Below are 24,938 nucleotides of genomic sequence, written 5' to 3'. Positions count from 1 at the left end.
GTCACCGTCACAGTCACCGGTTTCGCCGTCGGCGCCGGGGTGCTGTGTGCGCTTTGGCAGCCTGCTAAAAACACACAACCCAACGTAAAAATTGCAGCATGTCTACGCATGAATATCACCTGCTTCTTTGCTTGAAAATTACCTGACGAGGATTGCCCGGGACTGTGCGCTATCCGAACTTACTGGCACTACCGCGCACGCCCATGTCAACCGCACTATCCCGGAACGTTGCGGCAAATCCACATACCCGGCAAGCACCCACCCGGGTGGGTTTGCATTCGGCCGTGCCGCAAACTCGGATTCCGACTCAAACGTTGCCGATTGGGGGGACCGTAACTGCTGGGCAACCCTCCTATGGCACAGCTCACGAGCCTGAAATACACTCCACCCCCTGATTTTCTCGTTCATTCCCGTCGTGCCGGTCATGTTTCTTGTGTCTTCCGTTAAATCCGAATCGGAAATATCTGGCTCGGCAGACTCGGACGCATAATCTTCGCTGGCGGAACTGGTCGATTCGCTCACACTGGATTCATCCGAATACGTTGCGCTTGTTGAGCTGCTTCCGGTTGTGGAATGTGTAGAGCTTGCGGAATCCGTGAGCTGCGAAACGCAGGAGATAAACACCGGCACAATAATAAGAAAGAAAAGAACACCAGTTATCACTATTAGTGGTATGAGCCGGTGCTTCGTGCGGGAAGCCGGTGCCGTGCCGGCCGCGGCAGTACCCCGATACTGCGAGGTTGGTGGAGCGGGTGAGAACTGAGCTGATTGTGGGCTTGGGGCCGATGCCGCGAAATCCTGGCGACTCGTATTACGCGGCGGTGCTGCATTTGCCGACGCGGAAGCCGCTTGGACCTGAGGCTGGGGCTGCTGGAGTTGAGATACACGTGTAGGTTGCGCCGCTGTCTGAGGTGGCGCAGCAGGGGAGGGGCGGCGTGATTTCTGATACCGCCCAGGTATGTGATAGTCACGGGGATGTTTTCGATAAGGCGCCAAGGCGGGAAGCGGTGACACTAACGGTTTCCCCGTTTCCTTATAGGTTGGATTGACATCCACCAGCACATCTGGAACATCAATGGTGGCGTGACATGCGACAACAAGGCCTTGCTTGTCGTAAGATTCCACGAGTGCGCGCATGTTCTCGCTCGTAGAAGCCGGCAAGGTGCCAATGTATTTATCATCAAGCCGGATTTCAATGCCGCCAGTAATAAGGTGGAGGGTAACAAGATAATGCCCGCTATCCCGGTTTTTTGCCACCTTGAAAATCTGCCGATCAGTGATTGCGGTAATGGCCGTACCACGAGGAATCAGCACCCACTGTGCCAGTGGCGGATCATTCAACGGTACGATTTCGCCCGCCGGTTGCACCCCAACCGTGACCGTGAACTCCTCAGAGCCCGGCGTGTGGCTTGGGTCGTCCATGTTCGTCCACAATCGCGCCTTGACGACGGCGTCAACTCCGCTGGCAGCGAGCCGGGCCAGTTCGGGGAAATAAGGTTCAATGTCGGAATCGGGAAGATAGCCAAGAACCTGGCTTTGCCATCGAACTGATACCGCATAGCCTGATGAGGCCTGCGGGTTGTCGATCTCCAGCACGAGGGTGGCGTCGAAAAGCCTAAAATTGCCGCTTCGTGGCACATGCGCCACAATTTCCCGCAACACGATGGCGTGGTCCGCAGTCGACACAACTCTTTGGCCGTACCAGTCGGTCGTGGGGCGTGCATCATAACCGCTTGGGGGCATGACCGAATCCTTTAAAATTTATGTAAATAATGTTTAAGAGAAATTTTATCCAGCCATGAGCGGTTTCTATATGGGTGTGGTGGAAAAATTGCTTAAATACCCCCTTATGGGTCGGGCATGTGGGGTGGTGTTATTGATCCAATCGTTTTGCAAGCTCCCCGGCGTGCTCGTCGGTTTCGGCTAGCGGTATATCCGTAATCCCCAAGCCTGCCCACGGCACCGTCACCGAGTCAAACACCTCATGTTGCCGTGGGGTTTTCGGTGGCCAATATACCGCGGTAATGTCGGTGTCTTTTGCCAGGCTAATCACATGATTATCGGTATGCAGCCGGCCGCCTTTTGTGCGTAGCTTATCGATCTTGAGTGTCCATGCCTCCACCATGGATATGGTTTCTTGCGGGTGTAGGCTCTCAAACGAAAACACACTATTAAGCTCGAAAACGTTTGCGTTTTTTATAATCACCAAATTCAGTGGTATCTCAAACCCGTCAACATCGACCGATGCGGGCAGATACATGTTCTTTTCTAGCTGCTTATGGCGCCGATATGTTGCCTTCACCATGTCCCGGGCCTGGATTTCTAATTGGGAATGCTCCAAATAGTGTTCGTCGCCAATGAGTGTGACGAATAATAGCTGGGTTGCCTGCTCGATCGAGGTCGAATCCACCTGTTTTGGCTCGTCAATGATGAGCATATTATTCCAGTAGTCCATCAATGATGCGAGGTAACCATTGACGCTTAATTCATGACCAATACTGTGTCTGTGATGTTGGCAAGCGAGATGCACCACATGTTGTTCTAGTTCATCGGCGAGCCGCATGATGGATTGTTGTGACTCCATGTACGCCAATTGGGAGGAATCCTTTTTAAACCTTGCGGCGATCTCCCCAGTGGCCATGTCTTCGACAATGACACCAATGCCAATGGTGGTGATGCTATTAGCGCTGGGGACCGCGCGTACCGTCCAATACCGTAATTTCATGGCTTGCCCCTAAAACCTTTCTTTACTATGTGCAAAACATTTGGAAAGCAGTCTAACTGATCTACCTGTACATTAAACATATGCACGTTCTCGTTACCGGTGGTGCCGGTTTTATAGGTTCACATCTGGTTGATTTCCTTGTTGCTCACGGCCACAGCGTGACTGTTTTTGACAATCTCTCCCGTGGCAAGATGTCTAACCTTGATAACGCGCTCGCCTGCGGTAACGTTCGGGTCATTACGGAGGACCTACTCGACTCGGACCTGGAACAGCTCATTGTCGACACACAACCAGAAGTTATTTTTCATCTCGCAGCCCAAATTGATGTTCGGCGCTCCGTCGCTGAGCCGCTTTTCGACGCCCATACCAATATCATATCCACAATCAGGCTTGCCGAAGCCGCCCGAAAAAACAATGTTCGGAAAATTGTCTTCACCTCATCCGGCGGCTCCATATATGGTAAACCCGAGCAATTCCCCGTCACTGAAAACACCCCCATCGACCCGCATTCCCCCTACGCCGCCGCAAAAATCTCCGGCGAAATCTACCTCAATACCTTTCGCCACCTTTATGGTCTCGACTGCTCACACATAGCCCCCGCGAATGTGTATGGTCCGCGCCAAGACCCTCATGGTGAGGCCGGTGTGGTGGCGATTTTCGCCCAACGACTCTTGAACGGTTACCCCACCACCATTTTTGGCGATGGCGGCAATACCCGCGACTATGTTTATGTTGAAGATGTGGTGCGCGCATTCTACCTGGCGGCCGGCCCCATCGGTGGCGGTGATCGCTTCAATATTGGCACTAGCATAGAAACCTCTGACCGGGAGCTCCATACCCTAGTGGCCCGGGCCGCCGGTGCCCCCGACACCCCCGACTATGCTCCCGCCCGCCTTGGTGATGTGCCCAGGTCGGCCCTATCGTACCAGCATGCCCACGACGTTTTGGGGTGGGAACCGCGGGTAAGCATTGTCGAAGGCGTGGCCAAAACCGTGGACTATTTCCGTACCACCCAGCAGCTTCACTAGGAGTACGGACGGGCCTACCTAGCCGGACAACCCCCACATAATCCCGTATGAACTTTCGTCGGCGTTAACCTTAGTGTTGCGGTGGAACCAGTTGCCGCGGCATGACCTTGCCCGTGGCGGTGCGGGGAAGGGAATCCACAAAATGCACGTCCCGGGGCACCGAATGGGCTGCTAGTCGGTCTAACACCCAGTTTTGGATCGCCTCCGTGGTGAGGTTCTGCCCTGCATAATCATCGGATCGTACCACCCACACCGCGATGCGTTTGAAAGTTTCCTCATCCTCGACGCCGCCGGCATACATGTCCGCAATGCCCGGCATCTCCTCCAAAACTTCCTCCACGCTGCGGGGATACACGTTCTCCCCACCCACAATGATCATGTCGTCCGCGCGGCCCAACACAAACAAGAACCCGTTCTCGTCCAAATAACCCCGGTCGCCGATCTGGATTAAATGCCCATATTGGGTCATGGGAATATTCGGGTCGGTATAGCCACGCAGCGTTACCGTGTTGTAGCAGAAAATCCGCCCCGGGGTGCCCGTCGGGCAGGGGCGATCATTCTCATCCAAAATGATGAAATCCGTGCCAGTGCAGATCGGCCCCGACGTGGTTGGGTGCTGCGCAATCTCCTCCATAGAGGCCACCGCCACCGCCGAAATTTCCGTCGACCCATAGAGGTTACACAAATTCTTCCCAAACCGGTCATGCATTTTTTCCACAAGCCAGGGTGATAGTGCATTGCCGGAAGAGAAAATAAACTTCAAACTGGAGCAATCATACCGGTCGTTATCCGGCAGATTCACCAAATCCTTCAGGAAAATCGGTGACGATAACATGCCATCCAATTTGCCCTCATCAATATCCCGGAATACCCGTTCCGGGTCGAAAATTCGGTGCGTCACAATGGTGCCCCGCATCCCTAGCGCAATGTTGAACACCGCCCACCCCCACGCATGGAACATTGATGCGGTGATCTGTACCCGCATCCCGGCGCGCCACGGTACCTTTGTCAGGATTCCCGCCAACACCGTCGGCGCCACCGGTTCTACCCGCACAACCCCCTTTGGCGTGCCCGTGGTCCCCGAGCTCATGACTACAATCGGGCCGTGTTTCGGGAAGAACGGTAGGCGTTGCTGCGGAATATAGGTTGCGATGATTGATTCTAAGTCCGGGTAGCCGTAATCCCGGTTCGAATCCCGATGCGCAATAATCACCGGAATATCCATTGCGTCGGCATCAAACCGGTTGATGAACTCCTCATCAATGACTAGAATGTTGACGCCGTCCCGTTTCAGACAATTGGTCAATTGTTCCTTTGACGAGCCAATATTTTGCAAATATATGGTTGCCCCAGCGAACCCTTTGGCCGCCATGGGATAAATAATTCCTCGACCATTGCGTGCCATTACCCCCATGTGGATATTGCCGTTCATGGTGTCCCGCAGGTAGGCGGCAAATATTCGGGCGTTAGCCCGCAATTGGGAGTACGTCAGTGACCCGGAGTCGTCGATAAGCGCAGTGCGGTGTGGACAAGCAATGGCGCCTTGTTCTACCTCTCGTGCCGTGGTGAACCGATACCGTGCAAGCACCAGTGGCGTTGCCAGCATTGCTTTTAATCCGCCTTCGGTGGAAATGACCCCAGACTTCAACAACGCTGGCACTAAATCCTTGAGCTGTACCATGGTGCGGGCAAATTTGGTAAAAGCAAGTTTATTCATAAGCGGCGTATCTCCGTAATATAGTTCAAGGCCAATGAGGGATTGACACTGATCACAACGGTGAAGAAGCTAACCATGGGTAGAAATTAACCGTCATCAAAAGTATCTTTTGTTTACTTATCGACGTCTGCTGTGACAAGGTTACGCTGCTACCTCCAGCATCCTATTATGCTGATCGGTGCGCAGCGGCCTAACCATAGCATTTCCTGGGAATTTACTATCAGAAGATACCTATTACAGCCATGAGAATTACCCCCGAAAAGGCATGGTGTTTTATTAGCGGCGTACGCCATTTATGCCGGTGAATGATCATGTTTTTCTAGTAACCATCCATGGCTGCCTTGGAGTAGCAGCCCACGACAGCTATGCGTGACTAGGCACTCTTTGTCTTGGCCTTTGCCTTGACCAGTTCCGTTTCGATGACTTGCCGGAATACCTCGATGGGCTGGGCTCCGCTCACAAACTGGGTTCCCACCAATGCTGCGGGCACCCCATCGATGCCTAACGATGACCCATACCCTTGCGCTTTCTTAATTACTTCGTCGTATGTGCTGTCGGTGGCTTGTTCTTCGAATTTTGCCAGGTCTGGAACCCCGGCTTCTTTGGCGAATCGCACAAAATCGGCGGTCTTATTTTCTGGATGCCCCTTCACCCCCGCAGAGGCTTGGTATAACGCATCGTGGAACTCGTGGAATTTGCCCTGGGCTGCCGCTGCTCGTCCAGCCTTTGCCGCGGCAACCGCGTTGGGACCGTTGATGGGAAAATCGTTCCACTCTAACCGCACCAGTCCTTGATCCACATATTCCGATAAAATCTGTTTTCGCGCACCATTGACGTATAGGGCGCAAAATGGGCATTCAAAATCGGAAAACTCGGAAATGACGACTGGTGCATCAACCGCCCCCACCGCGAATGGGTCTTTTGCGTTGCGCCGATGAACATTGAGTACGTCATTCTCTGATTTGATGTCCCCGCCGGGGCCCACAATGAACGCATCCAACTGTGCCGGGTCCGATACTGGTTTCACACTGCCGGTGCCTGCCGGTGCGAAATCTTTCCGTTTTGCGGCTTCGGAGGTTGCTGTGGTGCGTAAATCCGCCTGGTTGTGTTGCGCGGTGGAGACTTTATAATACCCCGCATAATATCCGATCACAAAAATACCAGCCACGATGATGGCGAATATAATGACAAGGCGCACCACCTTCGGAGGGGTGAGCCGCAAGAGTTTTTGTGCCATGCATACTCCTTAGATCAGCCAAAACTGGCATTAGTTTAATGGTCTGGTGACCTATGTGAGAAACTCTTCCTCCGGCCGTACCGCATTTTGTAGTGCTATCGCCCGGGCTAGCTGTGCGTATCGTAGTTCTTGCTCCCGGAACCGAATCCACGTTGACAATGTGGTAAACCCAAACGCCATGATGAGCACATAGAGCATTAAATCCGTGCCCCGGGCGACCCCCACAGCCTGCGCCACAACCGTCACATCGTCTGGCCGTAACACCGCCCAAATCGCCAATAACACCAGCAGCACGAACCCTAGTTTCACCCCGGCTTTTGCCCGCGCTTTACGACGGTTCGTGAGGAAATATAGCACCAATAAAATCGTGGTGGCCAGCAATAATGCCTGAACTATAGTTGTCATATCAAATTTTCCTTTACCAACAGCCCGTCAGCTAGAATGTTGACCCCGTTAATCAATGATTGGCCCTTGCTCATCGAGTATTCGGTGTACAAAATATCCACCGGTTCCTCCGACACCCGCCACTGGTTGTCCACGATCTGTGACACGATTTCTGATGCGTGCGACATCCCGTTCATCCGAATATTCAACTCATCAGCCACTCGTCTATTGAAAGCCCGTAGCCCATTATGAGCATCTGTCAACCCTAACTTGCGGGTTTTCCGTGATAATAACACCACGGTTTGCAGCACTAGGCGTTTAATCCACGGAACCTGATCGTGGTCAGATTTGGGGCGTCCAAACCGGGTTCCCACGATAATGTCCAGCGGTTCGGTGCGTAACCGTTGCACCATCCGTATCACGTCTTTCACCTGGTGTTGGCCGTCCGCATCAAACGTCACGAAATACCGTGCCCCCGGCTGTTGGCGGGCATATTCCACCCCGGTTTGAATACTTGCCCCTTGACCTAAATTCACCGGGTGGTTTACCAAATGCGCCCCACCCGCATGAATGCGGTAAGCCGAATCATCGTGTGAACCGTCATTCACTGCAACAATGTTAGGGAAGACAGCCCGAGCATTTTCAATGACACCTTGAATGACCTGGCCCTCGTTATAACACGGAATTATCAGCCAAGTATCAGAAAAATCAGCTGAATTATTACTGTTCAATTGGTATCGCATTGTCATAATGGACTCATCGTACCGCGGGGGTAGCGGCTGGCTTACTGCGAAGAACGGTGAAACAGCAGTGAATAAACACGTTTAAGAAGCCCATGGGGTATTTTTCGATAGGACATACGAATGATAAAATTCCCAACCGAACGGGGGTAAGAAACCAGGCCATAGGTAACTAAATTACGCTGCAACTGCCGCTCTGCCGCCCACATACCAGCACTGGTTCGCCGCCGGAACTGGTCGTCTGATACCCGGAAAAATGTTAACGGCTCCGGGATGTTATAAAACCGGTAATCATGGGCTAACAGTCGGGCAAACAAATCATAATCCTCCATGAAATGCACATTTTGGTACCCACCCACGGCCTTCACAGCCGAAACCCGCATCATCACACTGGGGTGGTTTATCGGATTATTAATCTTGGCGTAACGCTGAATCGCTTCGTGGGTTTCCGGTAACGCACGCACATTATTGGTGTCTCCCGGATGATGGTAAAACTCCGATACCGCAGAGCCCACCACATCAAGATTCTGGCCTGTGGTAAAGCACGCCAACTGGCGAGCAAATCGTTCCGGTGCGGCAATATCATCCGAATCTAGTCGGGCCACGAAATCCGTTTCAATGGTTTCTAACCCAGCCTGCAATGCTGGGCCCAGCCCCTGATTCACCGGTAGCGGTAGCCGTTTGCTGGTAGGATGCTCGCGGCAATGCTGTTCTAGCACCTCGTATAATTCTGGCGTGAGTGGGCCGTCCTCCACGATAAGAATCTCATCGGCGCGGCGGGTTTGCTGAAGCAAGGAATCCAATGCGGCGGTCAACTCGTCGGCACGAGTGTTGCGGTATACGCTCATCAACACGCTCACTGTAGGTGTTGATGCTCCCGGCATGGGGGTGGCGGATTCAGGGGGCACGGACGTGGGCATAAAAGCACTAGCCTTTCATATTGAACATCTTTATAAAATGTTTCGTAGTAGCTTGCCGTACCCGGATTTGTCCAATCGTGCAGCCAAAATTTGCAGCTGTTCGGCATCAATAAACCCAGATTGGTAGGCGGCAGCTTCCGGTGAACCAATAATAATGCCCGTGCGTTTCTGCAAAACTTCTACATAAGACGATGCCTCACTCATGGAATCGAATGTTCCGGTATCCAACCACACGTCACCCCGTGCTAGTTTTTGGACCTGCAATTTTCCTTGCCGTAAATACGCTTCATTCACGCTTGTGATTTCTAACTCACCTCGCGTGGAGGGGGTAATGGTGTGGGCAATGTCGATCACCGAATTGTCGTAGAAATATAATCCCACCACCGCAAAATTTGATTGCGGATGTTGCGGTTTTTCCACAATAGATAATGCTTGACCGGACTCATCAAACGCCACAACACCATAACGGCTAGGATCCGACACTTCATAGGCGAATACGATGCCTCCCTGTGGATCCCGGCATTGACTTAACGATGCCGAAAATTGGGAACCATGGAAAATGTTGTCCCCCAACGCCAAGGCCACACTGCTATCACCAATGAAATCTGCCCCAATAATAAAAGCTTGCGCTAGCCCTTCCGGTCGCTGCTGTACCGCATACGTCAAACGAATGCCGAACTGCGAGCCATCGCCTAAAAGTCGCTGAAATGCACCCTGGTCTTCAGGGGTGGTGATGACGAGAATGTCGCTGATCCCAGCCTGAATGAGTGTCGACAAGGGATAGTAAATCATTGGCTTGTCATAAATGGGCATGAGCTGCTTGGAAATCCCTTGGGTTATTGGGTACAGGCGAGTGCCGGTACCACCGGCAAGAATAATGCCTTTCATCACTCTGCCTCTTCACTATTGAACGATGATGGATCAGGTGCCACGAGATTCCTCACATATTCTTCCAGTCGAGCCTCCCACAGCGGTGGAATAAACCCGGTCGCTTCGATTTTCGCCAATGACAGGCACGAATTTTTCGGCCGCACCGCCAGCACCGGCGTCGGTACTGCTGCTGTGGCCGGCGCCGTCGGTGTGGGCGATGCCGTAGAAGCCTGGGTGGAAACCCGCGCGGTGTATTCTTCCGTGCTGCACTCCATCACGTGGTTAGGATCAACCTGGACGATTTCGAAAACCCGGCGAGCTATCTGCGCCCACGACTGTGGTTGGCCACTGTTACTGAAACCATAAACCCCATAAGGATGCTCCCCGGCCAATAAATGCGCTGTTGCCTGGGCAATATCAGTGCTGAACGTTAATCGTCCCACCTGGTCATTCACCACGGCTGGATGAGCTCCCGACTGCGCAAGACGCACCATGGTGGTCACAAAATTCTTACCATCCCCCACAACCCAACTGGTACGCACAATATAATGCTTCGTGGTCAACGCGATCACGGCATCCCCAGCAGCCTTGCTCGCCCCATAGAAATTACTGGGAGCAATCGGGGTGGTTTCATCCTGATCCCCAGGTGCATCGCCGGAAAATACATAATCGGTAGAAAAATGCACCACGGTAAGATCATGATTTGTTGCCAGCCGAGCCAGTTTTGCCGGACCTGCTGCGTTCACCGCCCAGCATCGGGCCCTATCCATCTCGGCATGGTCCACCGCGGTGTAGGCTGCCGCATTAATAATCACTGCATACTCATCCCAATTCACTGCATCCTCAAGAGCTTGATAATCCGCGGTGAGGTCAAAATCCGAATGGTTACACAATGTTGCGTCGGGAAACTGGGTGGCCAAAGCCCGCCCCACCTGACCATCCGCCCCGGTGATCAGAATCTTTCCGGGAGGCACAGCGGTGGCGTCGGCAAGCAGCGGATGAGTGCGATCAGCGGCGGAAATTTCGGCCTTATCCAGCGGAATTGGCCAGCAAATACCTAATGCGGGGTCCGCTAAATTGACGTGACTGTAATGAGCTTGAGGCGACCAGTGTGCATCCACCAAATACGTGTAGATGGATGGCTCTAATGCTTGAAAACCATTTGCCACCCCCCGCGGCACGAAAACTGCCTGCTCAGTAGTGATTCTAGTGCTGAAAACCTTGCCGAAAGTGGGGGAGTCGGCACGCAGATCACACCACACGCCAAAAACCTCGCCCTGAGCAATGGTGACAAATTTGTTCCACGGTTCAGCATGCAAACCCCGAGTAACCCCTGGTTGGGCGTTGAAAGAAATATTATTTTGCACCGGGCGGAATTCCCGGCATGCCTGACTGAGCTCCGGGATCGCTGCGATCTTTTCCCGCTGCCAATTTTCTTTAAACCAGCCACGATTATCCGGCCGCACATCTAAATGCAGGACATATAATCCGGCGATAGGTGTGGATGTTGCAGAAAAAGGGGTGGGTGACTTCATGGTTATTGGCACTACTTTCCGGCTATTGCTTCGAATTGGTTTCCATTATTGTCCGGTCGCGGCGTAATTTGCTTCAACCTGTGCTTTGAGCGGTTCCCACCACGCGCGATTTTCGGTATACCAGGTGATGGTTTCCGCTAACCCAGTCCGCATGCCGGTGTTGGTGTCGGTAAAATGCGGCTGCCACCCCAATTCGGTGCGTAGCTTTGTAGAATCCATGGCGTAGCGCTGATCGTGCCCGGGGCGATCACTTACGTGTTCGTAAGCGTCGGGGCTGAGCCCCATGAGTTCGCAAATAAGTGAGATGACCTGCTTGTTTGTTATATGGTCATTATCGGCGCCAATGATGTAGCTTTCCCCAATAGTGCCATTATCGAGAATGAGCTGTACCGCTGAATTGTGATCGTCCACATGGATCCAGTCGCGGATTTGCGCACCAGTACCATACAGTTTTGGCGTCCGGTGGGTGAGAATATTTGTGATTTGGCGGGGAATGAATTTCTCAATGTGCTGGTAAGGTCCATAATTATTGGAGCAGTGCGAAAGCGTAGCAGGAATATTAAACGATCTGATCCATGCGCGAACCAGATGATCCGCACCAGCCTTCGTAGCGGAATATGGTGACGATGGGTTATATGGGCTGGTTTCCGTGAACCTGCGGGAGTCGGTGAGCTCCAGGTCGCCAAACACCTCATCCGTGGAAATATAATGCAGCCGAGTATCATATTTTCGTATGGCTTCAAGCAGCGCAAACGTTCCCACAACATTACTATGCACAAACGCCGCCGGGTCCCGCAGCGAAGCATCAACGTGGGTTTCCGCCGCGAAATGCACCACAACGTCCGAAGCTTTTACTAGCTTATCGACGAGCTCCCGGTCAGCAACATCACCCTGCACGAAGTGAACATCAAGTCCCGTGAGATTACTGCTATTTCCGGCATACGTGAGTTTATCCAAGACTGTGATCTCATATTCTGGACGAGTAGTTAGTGTGCGCCGCACAAAATTGGTGCCGATAAAACCGGCGCCGCCTGTAACAAGCATCTTCATAAGAGTTAATGATACGGGGTCCAGTCGGCAGAAAAACGACACACCCCACGGGGAAGAAGTAGCATATTTGTAGAATTCCACAGGTATTCGGGTGTAGTGTAACCTAAATGTGATTTTTATTTATGCAGCTCAAGATATATGTCTAGAAAATAGCACCTTTACTTGTGGATAACTTTTGTGCTACTTAGCGAGCATGGTTGCGCGCTGATTAATCTGGTGCTAAAGGGACAAATTCCCAGTCCACTACCAGTCACCATATAGGTCTAAGGAGCACGATGACCATGTCACGCAACCGCAAAAACCACCGAAACCATCAAGCTCGCCGAAACCAGCGTCGACAACGCCAGGCAGCCCTTCGTCAGTCCGCGCTAGCAGAATTTCCCGCAATTGTTGAAACACTCGCCCCCGATATTGCTGATGACAATGAAACCGTATCATTCAAGTCATTTAAGACTGCCACGCAATACTACAATCGCGCTGTTTTGGACCATCTCCTGCAATATCAGCTGATCTACGACGAACACTACGATGAAGCACTCATGCTGATTTGTGATGGTTTTGGACTCACCAAAGCCAACGGCAAACATTTGCTGACCACTGCACACATTCTTACCATTCTCCCCGACATACGTGCCCGTATTTACGATGCAGGCACGGCTGACCTGGAACGCCTCATCATCATAGGTAAACAACTTGCTGGTCTCAACGATGACCAAATAATGGAGGTAGAACCAGCCATCTATAATCTATTCACTAGCGATGAGGAAACATATGAGTGGGTGAAAACCACCATCATTCGCGCAGCGCTGAAAGCCGCTCGCCTCGATGTGGATGAGGAAGCCAGGGCGGCTGAAGAAGCTCGGGTTGCAGCCCGAGAAGAGAAGAAACAGCAACAACAAAGCCGGTTGGTGCATCATGAACTGAATGACGGCCGAACGGAAATCATCATCCGTATAGACAAGGAAAACTCACCCCAATTCAACCAACAGGTAGCTGAGGCTGCCCAAACCGCTGGTAAAGAAGTCGCCGATTACCTGTACGATCACGTTCATGCGGTTGTTGACCCAGATGTGACACTCTTGGCGGTAGCAGATGACAAGGGCAATCTTGTGGTAGAAGGATGCCAGCCAATGGTGGTTAAAAACGTAATTGACCTGCAAAATGCTGTTCGAGAGGCCCGCAGATACCGGTTGTCGAAACTGCGTGGCCTGATCACCACCCCGGAAGCACCGGAACCAGGTCCCGCAGATCCAGACTCATCCGGGCATGCGGCTGCCTAAGCTACAGACGTCGATAAGCTTGATGAGTTCGTTCGTGCCGTAAAAATTCCTACCATATGCACCACCAGCCCACAGAGCGGGCCAATGCATAATGCTAACCAGGCACCATTTTCTAGCGATAATGGTGAAGCGAGAAAGCAAATACCCACCAGTGTGGCTGTTGCCCATCCCCAAAGGTAATACTGGTGCTTATCGATACTCATTGCGGCGGCACCAGTAATCATCAGTGATGCGGTGCATGTTGCGCCCAGGGTGAATAATGCGAGTGATCGACCTGAAATAACATACGCATCACCCAAAACGGCCACCATGAGCCATGGGCCAATCAACCATGCGGCAAAACTTCCCAATAACCCAACAGACCATATCAGCAAGAATGGTTGCGATAGTGCCTGCAGTGGTTTATTACGATGCTGGACAAACCGGACGACCAAGGCAGATAGAAACTGCTGCAACGGCACCAATAATGGTGCTCTGGTCAAGATCACCCCATAAGACACCACATTGACTGACACCTCACCAACAGGTGTGACATCAGGATGGGTGAATTTTGCCAAGGTCGGAAAGCCCGTAATAAGTACCGCGGTTGCCCCGGAAGCCGCCATGGCGAAACCCGCACGTTGAAGAAACTGCTTAGTGGAAACATCCGCACGTAACCGCAAAGTCTCACGCACCTGGGAGCTAAAAGTTACCAACACCAGCCATGATGCTGCCCCCAGCACAGTGACCACCAAGAACGCCACAAGTTTCCAGCCAAAAATCCAGGCAATAATCGCTAACACCATCCGTGAGACGGAATCCAATGTGATGAGTAACGCGTAACGATTCCATAATCTAGATGCAGAAATGAGGCCAGCGATAGTGGCTTGCACGGTATAGCTTGCTAAACCAACCGCCATCAGGATAATGCCTACAAGGTTATGCTGCGACAGAATCCGCGGCGACCACAGTGGTGCCACAACAATGACGGTAACCATGGTGACCAAGGCGATCCACAAACCAATAATGATAGGTTGAGCCAAGTTTTTTCCCGTGGATGTGGTGATGGGATTTATTCCGTGTGAATCATCATAGTTATCTCTAGGCTTTTGGGTTTCCAAAGCTGTAGTGACTGCCCGAGTAGTTTCCTGCGTCAGACCGGTAATAATTCCCGTAATTGTAAAAAATAACCCCCAGTAGGCAAGGAACTCTATGGAGATAGTTGATTCTTTACCGAAAGCTCGACCGGGAATAATGACCACGGCAAAGCCGGAGATACCAGCAATGGCAGTAGCAACTGATAGCCACCGCATTGATTGTTCCACTTGAGGTTGATGTGGTTTCACATCATTCAGCTTTGTGTCATTCATGTTTATATCTTTTAGTTGAGTGGATTTGTGATTCACGTTTCACTGATGGCCAGCTACATATAGCATTACAGCATCGCAGAAAAATGGTATGAGATGAGACACATGGTGTTCATCAAATGGGAGAAAACTGGGGGCATGGGGGGATCGGGGGTAAAAATAGGGTGCTGGGGTGTCTGCTGATGTTTTGCATGTACCACTATTGCGTTATTCCATCAAGTTGCGTGTGGTTGGAGGCCACAGAGAGCATACATGCGTAAAACCCCACTAAACGCGGTAAATAGTGGGGTTTTACGGGAGTAATAATGTTACTCCTGGCTTGCCTCTACTGAAATGCAGAAAACCAGTTACTATTTTAGCTGAAAGCCTTCTCAAATGTCGGCCACGAGTCCCGCAGATCTTGCTCCCAGTACGACCAAGAGTGGGTACCAGTGTTACGTAAGACAAAGTTAGCCGGAATCTTCATGCTTTCCAACTTCTGTTTGAGGTCATGCGTGCAGGCGTTGGTCGCTGCCTCAATAGTGCCACCCTCAACGACGAGAATCGAGGAGCTTACGGATGCGACCAAGGGATCGGCCTTTCGGAGCTTAGGGCCATTAGGCATGTCCCATTCACCGGCCAGGCCAGTGCCATTGGATACGTAAATTTGGGAGCCACGCAACCCCTCAGCTTGAACGTGGACGTCATTACGCTGCCATTCCGGTCCACCAAGGGGACCCCACATTTGTTCCCGGGAACTGCCACCACGATTGAGAGTGACATTGACGAATTCAGCAGGAATTGGCTTGGAGGATGCATAGCAGCCCGAGAACGATGCTACGCCGTCATAAAACTTCGGGTTGTGCTCAGCAAGCAACATAGAGCTCGTCGCAGACATGGACATGCCAGCGATGGCCCGTTTGCCATTACCTTTGAGTAGTTTCTCCAAGGGGCTAGGGAGTTCCTTGGTTAAGAAGGTCTCCCACTTTTGTTTGCCGCCCAACTTGGCTGAATCACTGACCCAGTCAGTGTAGTAAGAAAACTTACCAGCCATGGGAATAACCACGTTGATATTCTTTTCTTTGTAGAAATTAATAACGTCTGTTTGAGCTATCCAGTTAGCATTACCTTCACCACCATCTGCGCCATTGAGGAGATAGAGGACTGGTCGATTGGCGTCGGCGGCTTTGATGACAACAAGTGGGACCTCTCGGTTATCCATGGCGGGTGAGGTTGCCCACATTTCGGTAACCCGATTGTCGTTGGCATCCAGTTTCTTCCGCCATGCAGGGTCTTCGCCTTCTTTTTTGCCCACCTTGATTACGGATTGCGGAGTATTACCGGCGATCTGTGCAGGTGTCACTTCGGAGGCAAAAGCAGCATGTGGTGTGGCGGCAAAGAGGGAAAGTGCGGCAATAGTAGCGGCTAATGTACGAGTGAGCTTCATAGACGAATTTTCCTATTGTGTGTTTGACTGATTCATTCAGCCAAAGCTGTGATCATTATTTGAGCGTGTAAGACGTTACAGATGCTGTATTTACCATCGGTTGTTTGTGCTTAGTTGTTAACAGTGCCGGAAAACATCAGCTTGTGACAACACGCACTCATCTATAAGTCTTATCGACTTAAAACAATTGAGGATAAGGCTGATGATAGAGCATCGAGTCGCAAAATATCTATAGGTACCCCTGTTTATTACATAAGTTAAACCAGCAATACGCTGGACCTAGTGAGAAATTACCCCGCCACCTGGGGGTAGTAGCATTCCATGAGGGGGTATTGTCTTGATACTAATGGAAACTTCAACGATTTTCGGTTGGGCCTGCAGGCTACCATGATGTGTTAATAGATAAGGGGGACCAATTTGGGGGGAGAAACATACCCCATGGTTGCATAGTTACCATGTAACGCTGAAGAATGACAGTGGTAATAAATAAGAAGGAACGAGAAGAACACATATTCGTGTGATAGCTCATGTGGTTTTCCTGAATGGATCACATGCTCTATACATGAATTGTTCATGTCATCACTGTCAAAGGCTTCAAGCCACATTGATCTAAGGAGAAACTCATGCGGGACCTATCTTTTGTTGAACTCATCACCATCAAACTTAATGAAATCTTGGGTGTTCTGTTGAACTTGGGATCTTCCACCTCCAGTACGTTGAGCGAGAGCCTAGGTATGCTTTAAAACCTGGCAACCAACTACACAGTAAAATTTCAGTCGAAGCGGTGGAAGATGATGGTGGTTTCTTGCAGCACGCATGAGCAAGAGCGTGTGAATAGGGTTCCGTTAACTTAGCGATCGTGTAGTGTTCGGGCGAAAAATGCGACATTTTTGTGATTTTTTCGTATTCTGGATATGTGACTGAACATTTTGACGTAGTAGTGCTTGGTGCCGGTCCTGGTGGCTATGTTGCCGCTATCCGCGCAGCTCAGCTTGGTAAAAAGGTTGCTGTTGTAGAAAAGCAGTATTGGGGTGGTGTATGCCTCAATGTGGGATGCATTCCATCAAAAGCATTATTGAAGAATGCAGAAGTGGCCCACATTTTTAACCACGAGGCGAAAACATTTGGCATCTCGGGTAATGCCTCTTTCGATTTTGGGGCTGCTCATCAGCGTTCCCGCAAAGTGTCTGAAGGCATCGTGCGTGGCGTACATTACCTGATGAAGAAAAACAAGATTACCGAGATCAATGGTTTAGGTGTTTTTAAAGACGCTAAAACCATTGAAGTGCGGGAGGGTAAAGATACAGGTAAAATCATTACTTTTGATAACTGCATTATTGCCACGGGTTCGGTTGTGCGTTCACTGCCGGGCGTGACAATTGGTGGGAACATTGTTTCCTTTGAAGAACAGATTCTTCACTCCAAAGCACCAAAGTCAATGGTGATTGTTGGTGCTGGTGCTATCGGCATGGAATTCGCTTATGTGCTAGCTAACTATGGCGTGTCCATTACCATTGTGGAGTTTATGGATCGGGTATTGCCGAATGAAGACCCCGATGTTTCTAAAGAAATTGCAAAACAGTACAAGAAACTTGGTGTCAAACTGCTCACCGGCTACAAGACCACCGCAATCCGTGACCTGGGTGGGAGTGCAGGCGTGGAAGTAGACGTGGAATCCAAGGATGGTTCCAAGTCTGACACTATCAAGGCTGATCGAGTCATGGTATCCATCGGCTTCGCCCCACGAGTTGAGGGGTATGGTCTGGAAAACACCGGTGTGAAACTTACCGACCGGGGTGCCATTGACATTGATGAACGCATGCGGACAAATGTTCCTGGCATTTATGCCATTGGGGATGTGACCGCTAAGTTGCAGTTGGCTCACGTCGCTGAAGCGCAAGGTGTGGTTGCGGCAGAAACCATCGCTAACGCCGAGACTCAAGAACTTGGCGACTACATGATGATGCCACGGGCAACATTCTGTAATCCGCAGGTTGCTTCTTTCGGCTACACCGAAGAACAGGCAAAACAGAAGTTTGCAGATCGTAAGATTAAAAGCGCCACTTTCCCATTCTCGGCGAATGGGAAGGCACAAGGTTTAGCGGAATCCGCAGGTTTCGTCAAGATTGTGGCTGATGCCGAGTTCGGGGAGCTATTAGGTGCCCATATGGTTGGTTCAGGAGTGTCCGAAATGCTGCCAGAGCTCACTTTGGCACAACGGTTCGATCTCACCTGTGAAGAAATCGGTCGGAACGTTCACACCCACCCAACGTTGTCTGAAGCCATGAAAGAGGCAGCAGAAGGCATCATGGGGCATATGATTAACCTGTAGTTAATCCTGGCCCACTGCACCCGTAATTAGTTTGCGACTAGTTCAGTTAGTTACGGAGGTTATGCCCTTGGTTTACTGCTATAGCAGTAAACCAAGGGCATAACGTAGCTTCGAACACAACAAAGATAGTATGCAGTTCAACAGTCAGTTTGATACCCATCTCAGCGTCAACATTTCGATTGATACCAAACGGGTGGGATTTAGCTAACACAAAAATTTTGGATCATTGTGGGAACGTCAAAGAGATGTCACTTCACGCTTTTCCAAAACCCCTGTTAGTGGGGGTGGAATCACTGCAATGGCCAACATATTTCAGGCCAGGCTACCCTAAATTGCTGGTAGTTGGCTATTTTTTTCTATATGACATAAGACACATAGCGGTGAAGTAGGTAGTTGGAGACCTCAAAAGCAGAATAAAGTAAGGACGACACTGGAGGTGCCATGACTGTAAATAACATCGATCGTGACGCAATCGCTCACGGCAAAATTACTGAAAAACCGCTTCGTGATCGGCCGAAACACCCGACCTGGGTATTGAAATTATCAATGGCCGTCACCGGCCTGCTCTTTGCTGCCTTTGTGGTATTCCACATGGTTGGTAACTTAAAGGTCTTCTTGCCTGCGTACGAGGACGGAAGTCGTCCTATTAACGTGTACGGCAAGTGGCTGCGTGAGATGTTTTATCCATTGCTACCCCATGAGGCTATGCTGTGGATTTTCCGTATCGTGTTGCTAGCTGCCATCATTCTGCATATCTATGGTGCATTCGTACTTACCGGGCGGTCCCGCAAATCTCGTGGCAAATTCCGTCGCACCAACCTTATTGGTGGAATGAACTCCTTTACCAGCAAAACCATGCTGGTTACGGGTATTGTGCTGCTGGCTTTCATTATTTTCCACATCCTTGACCTCACCCTGGGCGTAGCCCCTGCCGCACCGACCGCCTTTGAACACGGTCATATTTACGCCAATATGATTGCTAGTTTCTCCCGCTGGCCAGTCGCAATCTTCTACATTCTGGCTATGGTTGTGCTTTTCCTGCACCTTTCCCATGGCATCTATCTGGCGGTTTCCGACCTCGGCATCACCGGCAAGCGCACCCGTGCGGTCATGCTAGCACTGTCCTACTTGGTTCCGGCCGTTGTGATGATTGGCAATATTTCCATCCCATTGTCTATCGCCCTAGGGTTAATCCACTAGGTTATAAACGGACGAAAAGGTAAATAATCAATGAGCACTCACTCTGAAACCGTAACTCGACCCGAGTTCCAACATCCTGCTTCCATTGTTCCCGGTGTTGTACCAGGAACCATCCTGGAATCTCACGAGCCTAAGGGCGTGCCCACCAAAGAAATGTGGCAATACCATAAAGACCACATGGAGTTGGTTTCCCCACTCAACCGTCGTAAATTCAAAGTTCTCGTTGTCGGAACTGGGCTGGCAGCAGGCGCTGCCGCAGCTGCACTCGGCGAATTGGGTTACACCGTTAAGGCTTTCACCTACCATGATGCTCCCCGACGTGCCCACTCCATTGCAGCCCAGGGCGGCGTTAACTCCGCTCGTGGTAAAAAAGTCGATAACGACGGCGCATACCGCCATGTGAAAGACACTGTCAAAGGCGGTGACTATCGTTGTCGTGAGTCCGACTGTTGGCGGCTAGCCTACGAATCCGTTCGGGTTATCGACCACATGAACGCCATTGGCGCTCCGTTCGCTCGGGAATATGGCGGTGCACTAGCTACCCGCTCTTTCGGCGGTGTGCAGGTGTCTCGTACCTATTACACCCGTGGACAAACTGGCCAACAGTTGCAGCTGTCTACAGCATCAGCCCTGCAACGCCAAATCCACTTGGGAACTGTGGAAATCTTCACTCACAACGAAATGGTGGATTTGATTATCACAGAAACTGATGGTGAGAAACGCTGCGAAGGCGTGGTGATGCGTAACCTCATCAACGGTGAACTTACAGCCCACACTGGCCATGCGGTCATTCTTGGTACTGGCGGCTATGGCAATGTGTTCCATATGTCTACGCTGGCGAAGAACTCTAACGCTGGTGCTATGATGCGAGCATTTGAAGCCGGGGCATATTTAGCATCTCCTTCATTTATCCAATTCCATCCCACCGGTTTGCCGGTGAATTCTGAATGGCAATCCAAAACCATTCTGATGTCGGAGTCGTTGCGTAACGACGGTCGAGTGTGGTCACCCATCAAACCCAAAGACGATCGTGACCCCAACACCATCCCCGAAGAGGAACGCGACTACTTCCTGGAGCGGCGCTATCCGGCATTCGGTAACCTGGTGCCCCGTGACGTGGCTTCTCGTGCTATCTCCCAACAAATCAACAAAGGTCTCGGGGTCGGGCCGCTGCATAACGCAGCCTACCTCGACTTCCGTGACGCTATTGAACGATTGGGACAAGACACCATTCGGGAACGGTACTCCAACCTCTTCGAAATGTATGAAGAAGCCATTGGCGAAAACCCCTACACCACTCCCATGCGCATTGCCCCCACCTGCCACTTCACCATGGGTGGCCTGTGGACTGACTTCAACGAAATGACCTCAATTTCTGGCTTGTTTGCCGCCGGTGAGTGCTCCTGGACATACCATGGTGCTAACCGTCTTGGCGCAAACTCGTTGTTGTCGGCATCTGTGGATGGCTGGTTCACTCTGCCGTTCACTATCCCCAACTTCCTGGCTCATCACCTTAATGAGCCACCACTTGCTGAAGACGCACCTGCTGTTCAGGTTGCTCTGGACCGCGCTCAAGCCCGTATTGACCGGTTGATGAACATTAAGGGCAGTGATCCACACGGCCCCGAGTACTATCATCGCCAATTGGGTGAAATCCTGTATTTCTCTTGCGGTGTGGCACGTAACATCGAAGACCTCAAGTCAGGTATCGAAAAGATTCGGGCACTACGCAAAGAATTCTGGTCCAACCTGCGTATCCCTGGTTCGCAAGACGAAATGAACCAGGTGCTGGAATATGCTGCCCGTGTCGCAGACTACATTGACCTGGGTGAACTCATGTGTATTGATGCCCTTGACCGGGATGAGTCCTGTGGCGCGCACTTCCGGGACGACCACCTCTCACCAGAAGGCGAAGCCGAGCGCGACGATGAACATTGGTGCTTCGTCTCTGCCTGGGAAGCAGGTAAGAACGAAGGCGAGTTCATTCGTCATGCCGAGCCGCTCACCTTCGAAGCCATCCCTCTGATGACAAGGAACTACAAGTAATGAAACTCCATCTTGAAATCTGGCGTCAGGCCGGTCCGTATCACGAGGGACACTTCGAATACGTCACCGTTGAAGACGCAGTTGCTCAAATGTCCATCCTCGAACTCTTGGATCACGTTAACTCTGGGTTGATCGAAGAAGGAAAGGAACCTTTCGCATTCGCATCTGACTGCCGTGAAGGTATTTGTGGTACCTGCGGGCTCCTGGTCAATGGCCGTCCTCATGGTCTGGAACAAAACCAGCCAGCTTGCCAACAGCGGCTACTCAACGTCAAAGATGGTTCTACCCTTAAGATCGAACCATTCCGTTCCGCTGCATTCCCCGTGATCAAAGACATGGTGGTCGACCGGTCTGCCCTGGACCGAGTGATGCAGCAAGGTGGTTATGTGTCCGTGAACTCGGGTACCGCTCCCGACGCCGACACTCTGCACATGAATCACCAAACGGCAGAGCTTGCCCTTGACCATGCTGCATGCATTGGTTGCGGTGCCTGTGTGGCCGCGTGCCCCAATGGTGCCGCCCACCTGTTTACTGGTGCCAAGCTGGTCCACCTGTCACTCATGCCCTTGGGTAAAGAAGAACGCGGTCGCCGTGCTCGTAAGATGATCGACGAGTTGGAAACCAACTTTGGCCACTGCACCCTCTACGGTGAATGTGCCGATGTCTGCCCTGCAGGTATCCCATTGAGTGCAGTGGCTGCGGTGAACAAAGAACGGGCTCGTGCGTTCTTTACCGCCAAGGATGCGTAGACGCATAAGTGCTTATGAGCTCGTGAAAGTAGTCTTGGTAACAATATCAGAAAGTAATGCCTGAACTTTGGTCAGGCATTGCTAGACTGATAACATAATCTCTTGATTAATACCTCGATTTTTCGCATTTAACTCACACTGCTTAAAACTTCAGAAAGAAAGGCACGTCCATGTCAGCCGAAAACCAGATGGCTGAGTACCCGGTCTTCGACGGCCAGGTTTCTAGCCGCATGAACTACATTGATGGTTATGATCCATCAAGCCTGATGGCTCCGCATTCTTCCCTGCTACGCACCAGCACATGGGTTGGCATGGGCCTTGTCCTGTCGTCATTGGCGGCGATCGGGCTGACAATATTTGGGGCAGCCAGTTCGGTGTATCATATCAGTGATTATGCATCCACGTATTTGATTATTGGCTTGGTACTAGCTGCGATTTTGTTAGTTGGTGGTTTTGGCCTCATTCAGTATGGTCGTCGTTATTACTACCAGTATCGCGCTGAAACTGGTCGCGTAAACTAACCAAGCGTTTACATCTAGAAAACCCCGCTTCGGCGGGGTTTTCGACATTCAAGATGGTTCATGCCGGATATAGGCAGACATGCGATGTTCAAAAGGACCTTACTGAAATCAGCATCGACAAATAAAAACAGGGATAATAGCAAATATGGAAAAACCCGTAATCACCGCCACACAACGGTTAGCAGTGCCTGGCCCCTCACCAGAAATGGAGGCACTCAGACGTACTGAACTACGACGGTATAAGGCGTTAGCCACCGGATTGCTGCTTATTGCCGCTGTCATATTTTTCGGATGTCGTTGGTGGGAGGCACAAGGACACACTGGTGCTTGGGTTGGTTTTGTTCGTGCTGCTGCCGAAGCTGGAATGGTTGGTGGCCTGGCCGACTGGTTCGCAGTGACCGCACTCTTCCGTTACCCCCTGGGCCTAAAAATACCCCACACAGCTATTATCCGGCGCAAAAAGGACCAAGTTGGTGAAGCACTCAGCGGTTTTGTGGGTGAGAACTTCCTCAATGCGGAACTCATTACCGAAAAAGTTTCTAAGGCCGAAGTGCCGGAGCGTATTGCCAAATGGCTTGTTGAACCAGATAATGCGGAAAAAGTATCCAGGGAAGTAGGTAAATTTGTAGCCAATGCCGTTAACGCTCTTGATCCTAAAGATGCAGAAGCCGTTATCCGAGCCTCACTCATCGATAAACTCTCCAAACCGGAATGGGGGCCACCACTAGGTCGAGTCTTGCAAAAACTTGCCGATGGTGGCCAAATTGAACCCTTAGTCGATCAATTTGTCGCCTGGATGCATAAAAAAGCGCTCACCTCAGAAGACTTCATCACCCGAGTGCTTGATGATCGCGCCCCGATCTGGGCTCCCCGTTTTGTCAACGAACTTGTTGGCGACCGAGTATACCGTGAGCTCATCACCTGGACTGCCGCGGTCAATGCCGATAAAAACCATGAGGCCCGTCACGCTATTCGCCGCTTCATCAACCAATTCATTGATGACCTACAACACGATCCCACCATGATCGCCCGCGTTGAGGAAATCAAAACCGACATCATGAATTCCTCTGCCGTGCACGACGCCGCCGGAACTCTTTGGAACAGCGCCCGTGACGGTTTGATATCCGCAGCCCGTGATGACCAATCCGTACTCCGCCGCAAAATTGTAGAACTATCCATGACATGGGGAGAAAAACTCCAAACAGATGACGAATTGCGGTACTCCGTGGACCAGCGAATCACTGGTGCAGCGGCCTTCCTCGCTGATAACTATGCGGACGAAGTAACCAGCATTATCTCTGAAACCATCGAACGGTGGGATGCTGATGAGGCAAGCGATAAAATCGAACTCATGGTGGGCAAAGACTTGCAGTACATTCGCCTTAATGGCACTATCGTGGGGGCGCTGGCAGGTCTTGCTATTTACACTGTTTCGTATCTACTCTTCACAATCTCCCCGTTGTAACCCAACCATATATACAATAACCCGTAGAACCATCAATATTGCAGGGAATAAAAACTGTGGCCATGAACATTGAAAGCATCCTCAACCAAGCAATTCTATTCGGCTATTGGCTTATAGCGATCTTCGCGCTCATTGGGGCGCTACTGGCAGCTACCACTCGTGAAGATGCGTTCACTGTCGCTGAACGTCAAGGAAAATTAGCATGGGTTGGATTGCTTCTTCTATCAGCACTAGCCATAGCTATCGCCATGCCGTTCCTATCATGGATTGGCATAGTCATCACCGGATTGTATTGGTTCGATGTGCGACCACAAATCAACGATATCCTGAGCGGAAATTACGGATGGTAGCTAGCATAAACACTGGT

The 24,938-nt window shown here is 51.2% G+C and carries 21 protein-coding genes; 9 read left to right on the top strand and 12 right to left on the bottom strand.

The window, feature by feature from the left end; all coding sequences use genetic code 11:
* Positions 1–138: 138 nt before the first annotated feature.
* Both HBA49_RS10920 and HBA49_RS10915 read right to left on the bottom strand, forming a co-directional pair.
* Positions 139–1,743, bottom strand: a complete 1,605-nt coding sequence (locus HBA49_RS10920) for a hypothetical protein (RefSeq protein WP_005524484.1) — start codon at positions 1,741–1,743, stop codon at positions 139–141.
* A 130-nt stretch (positions 1,744–1,873) separates the two neighbouring features.
* Entirely contained in the window at positions 1,874–2,725 is an 852-nt protein-coding gene (locus HBA49_RS10915; RefSeq protein ID WP_005519406.1) for a DUF3037 domain-containing protein, read from the bottom strand.
* Between the two features lie 80 nt (positions 2,726–2,805).
* Here HBA49_RS10915 and HBA49_RS10910 point away from each other — a divergent pair, with 80 nt between their 5' ends.
* On the top strand, positions 2,806–3,753 hold the full coding sequence (locus tag HBA49_RS10910) for an NAD-dependent epimerase/dehydratase family protein (RefSeq protein ID WP_005524258.1): 948 nt from the start codon (positions 2,806–2,808) through the stop codon (positions 3,751–3,753).
* 70 nt (positions 3,754–3,823) lie between these two features.
* Here the strand turns inward: HBA49_RS10910 and HBA49_RS10905 are convergent, their stop codons facing one another.
* The 8 genes from HBA49_RS10905 to rfbB all read right to left on the bottom strand — a co-directional run bounded on the left by HBA49_RS10905 (position 3,824) and on the right by rfbB (position 12,200).
* Positions 3,824–5,470 (bottom strand): AMP-binding protein, encoded by a 1,647-nt coding sequence (locus HBA49_RS10905; protein WP_005524255.1) that lies wholly within the window; start codon positions 5,468–5,470, stop codon positions 3,824–3,826.
* 373 nt (positions 5,471–5,843) lie between these two features.
* Positions 5,844–6,707: a DsbA family protein gene (locus HBA49_RS10900; RefSeq protein ID WP_005524166.1), complete on the bottom strand. Its 864-nt coding sequence runs from the start codon at positions 6,705–6,707 to the stop codon at positions 5,844–5,846.
* A gap of 51 nt (positions 6,708–6,758) precedes the next feature.
* On the bottom strand, positions 6,759–7,112 hold the full coding sequence (locus tag HBA49_RS10895; RefSeq protein WP_005519413.1) for a DUF2304 domain-containing protein: 354 nt from the start codon (positions 7,110–7,112) through the stop codon (positions 6,759–6,761).
* Positions 7,109–7,840 (bottom strand): glycosyltransferase family 2 protein, encoded by a 732-nt coding sequence (locus tag HBA49_RS10890; protein ID WP_005519415.1) that lies wholly within the window; start codon positions 7,838–7,840, stop codon positions 7,109–7,111. The genes HBA49_RS10895 and HBA49_RS10890 overlap by 4 nt, the downstream gene beginning before the upstream one ends.
* Positions 7,841–7,875: 35 nt before the next feature.
* Positions 7,876–8,751: a glycosyltransferase gene (locus tag HBA49_RS10885; RefSeq protein ID WP_005524332.1), complete on the bottom strand. Its 876-nt coding sequence runs from the start codon at positions 8,749–8,751 to the stop codon at positions 7,876–7,878.
* A 30-nt stretch (positions 8,752–8,781) separates the two neighbouring features.
* Entirely contained in the window at positions 8,782–9,639 is an 858-nt protein-coding gene (gene rfbA, locus HBA49_RS10880) for a glucose-1-phosphate thymidylyltransferase RfbA (RefSeq protein ID WP_005524760.1), read from the bottom strand.
* A complete protein-coding gene (locus HBA49_RS10875; protein ID WP_040431276.1) occupies positions 9,639–11,156 on the bottom strand; it encodes a sugar nucleotide-binding protein in 1,518 nt (505 codons plus the stop codon). The genes rfbA and HBA49_RS10875 overlap by 1 nt, the downstream gene beginning before the upstream one ends.
* Positions 11,157–11,201: 45 nt before the next feature.
* Positions 11,202–12,200 carry a dTDP-glucose 4,6-dehydratase gene (gene rfbB, locus HBA49_RS10870; RefSeq protein ID WP_040431280.1) on the bottom strand — a complete coding sequence of 333 codons (999 nt, stop codon included), beginning with the start codon at positions 12,198–12,200 and terminating at the stop codon, positions 11,202–11,204.
* Positions 12,201–12,481: 281 nt separating this feature from the next.
* Here rfbB and HBA49_RS10865 point away from each other — a divergent pair, with 281 nt between their 5' ends.
* Positions 12,482–13,486 carry a hypothetical protein gene (locus HBA49_RS10865; RefSeq protein WP_005519425.1) on the top strand — a complete coding sequence of 335 codons (1,005 nt, stop codon included), beginning with the start codon at positions 12,482–12,484 and terminating at the stop codon, positions 13,484–13,486.
* On the opposite strand, the gene HBA49_RS10860 is transcribed toward HBA49_RS10865, so the two are convergent.
* Entirely contained in the window at positions 13,483–14,835 is a 1,353-nt protein-coding gene (locus tag HBA49_RS10860) for a polysaccharide biosynthesis protein (RefSeq protein ID WP_005523877.1), read from the bottom strand. The genes HBA49_RS10865 and HBA49_RS10860 overlap by 4 nt on opposite strands.
* 352 nt (positions 14,836–15,187) lie before the next feature.
* Positions 15,188–16,258: an alpha/beta hydrolase gene (locus HBA49_RS10855; RefSeq protein WP_005519428.1), complete on the bottom strand. Its 1,071-nt coding sequence runs from the start codon at positions 16,256–16,258 to the stop codon at positions 15,188–15,190.
* Positions 16,259–17,174: 916 nt separating this feature from the next.
* On the opposite strand from HBA49_RS10855, the gene lpdA reads away from it, so the two are divergent.
* The 7 genes from lpdA to HBA49_RS10820 all read left to right on the top strand — a co-directional run bounded on the left by lpdA (position 17,175) and on the right by HBA49_RS10820 (position 24,921).
* Positions 17,175–18,590 (top strand): dihydrolipoyl dehydrogenase, encoded by a 1,416-nt coding sequence (gene lpdA / locus HBA49_RS10850; RefSeq protein WP_040431451.1) that lies wholly within the window; start codon positions 17,175–17,177, stop codon positions 18,588–18,590.
* A 441-nt stretch (positions 18,591–19,031) separates the two neighbouring features.
* Entirely contained in the window at positions 19,032–19,790 is a 759-nt protein-coding gene (locus HBA49_RS10845) for a succinate dehydrogenase cytochrome b subunit (protein WP_005519432.1), read from the top strand.
* A 30-nt stretch (positions 19,791–19,820) separates the two neighbouring features.
* Positions 19,821–21,836 (top strand): fumarate reductase/succinate dehydrogenase flavoprotein subunit, encoded by a 2,016-nt coding sequence (locus HBA49_RS10840; protein ID WP_005524534.1) that lies wholly within the window; start codon positions 19,821–19,823, stop codon positions 21,834–21,836.
* Positions 21,836–22,585, top strand: a complete 750-nt coding sequence (locus HBA49_RS10835; RefSeq protein WP_005519434.1) for a succinate dehydrogenase/fumarate reductase iron-sulfur subunit — start codon at positions 21,836–21,838, stop codon at positions 22,583–22,585. Before HBA49_RS10840 ends, HBA49_RS10835 begins: the two co-directional genes overlap by 1 nt.
* 170 nt (positions 22,586–22,755) lie before the next feature.
* Positions 22,756–23,106 (top strand): hypothetical protein, encoded by a 351-nt coding sequence (locus HBA49_RS10830; RefSeq protein ID WP_005524597.1) that lies wholly within the window; start codon positions 22,756–22,758, stop codon positions 23,104–23,106.
* A gap of 205 nt (positions 23,107–23,311) precedes the next feature.
* Entirely contained in the window at positions 23,312–24,571 is a 1,260-nt protein-coding gene (locus HBA49_RS10825; RefSeq protein ID WP_040431453.1) for a DUF445 domain-containing protein, read from the top strand.
* Positions 24,572–24,633: 62 nt separating this feature from the next.
* The gene (locus tag HBA49_RS10820) at positions 24,634–24,921 is read left to right on the top strand and encodes a DUF2516 family protein (RefSeq protein WP_005519438.1); all 288 of its coding nucleotides are present in this window, start codon (positions 24,634–24,636) and stop codon (positions 24,919–24,921) included.
* Positions 24,922–24,938 lie beyond the last annotated feature (17 nt).

The sequence above is a fragment of the Corynebacterium matruchotii genome (genome assembly GCF_011612265.2).
Lineage (GTDB): Bacteria > Actinomycetota > Actinomycetes > Mycobacteriales > Mycobacteriaceae > Corynebacterium > Corynebacterium matruchotii.
Note: the sequence above shows the minus strand (reverse complement) of the source record. Positions and strands in the feature narration are given on the sequence as shown.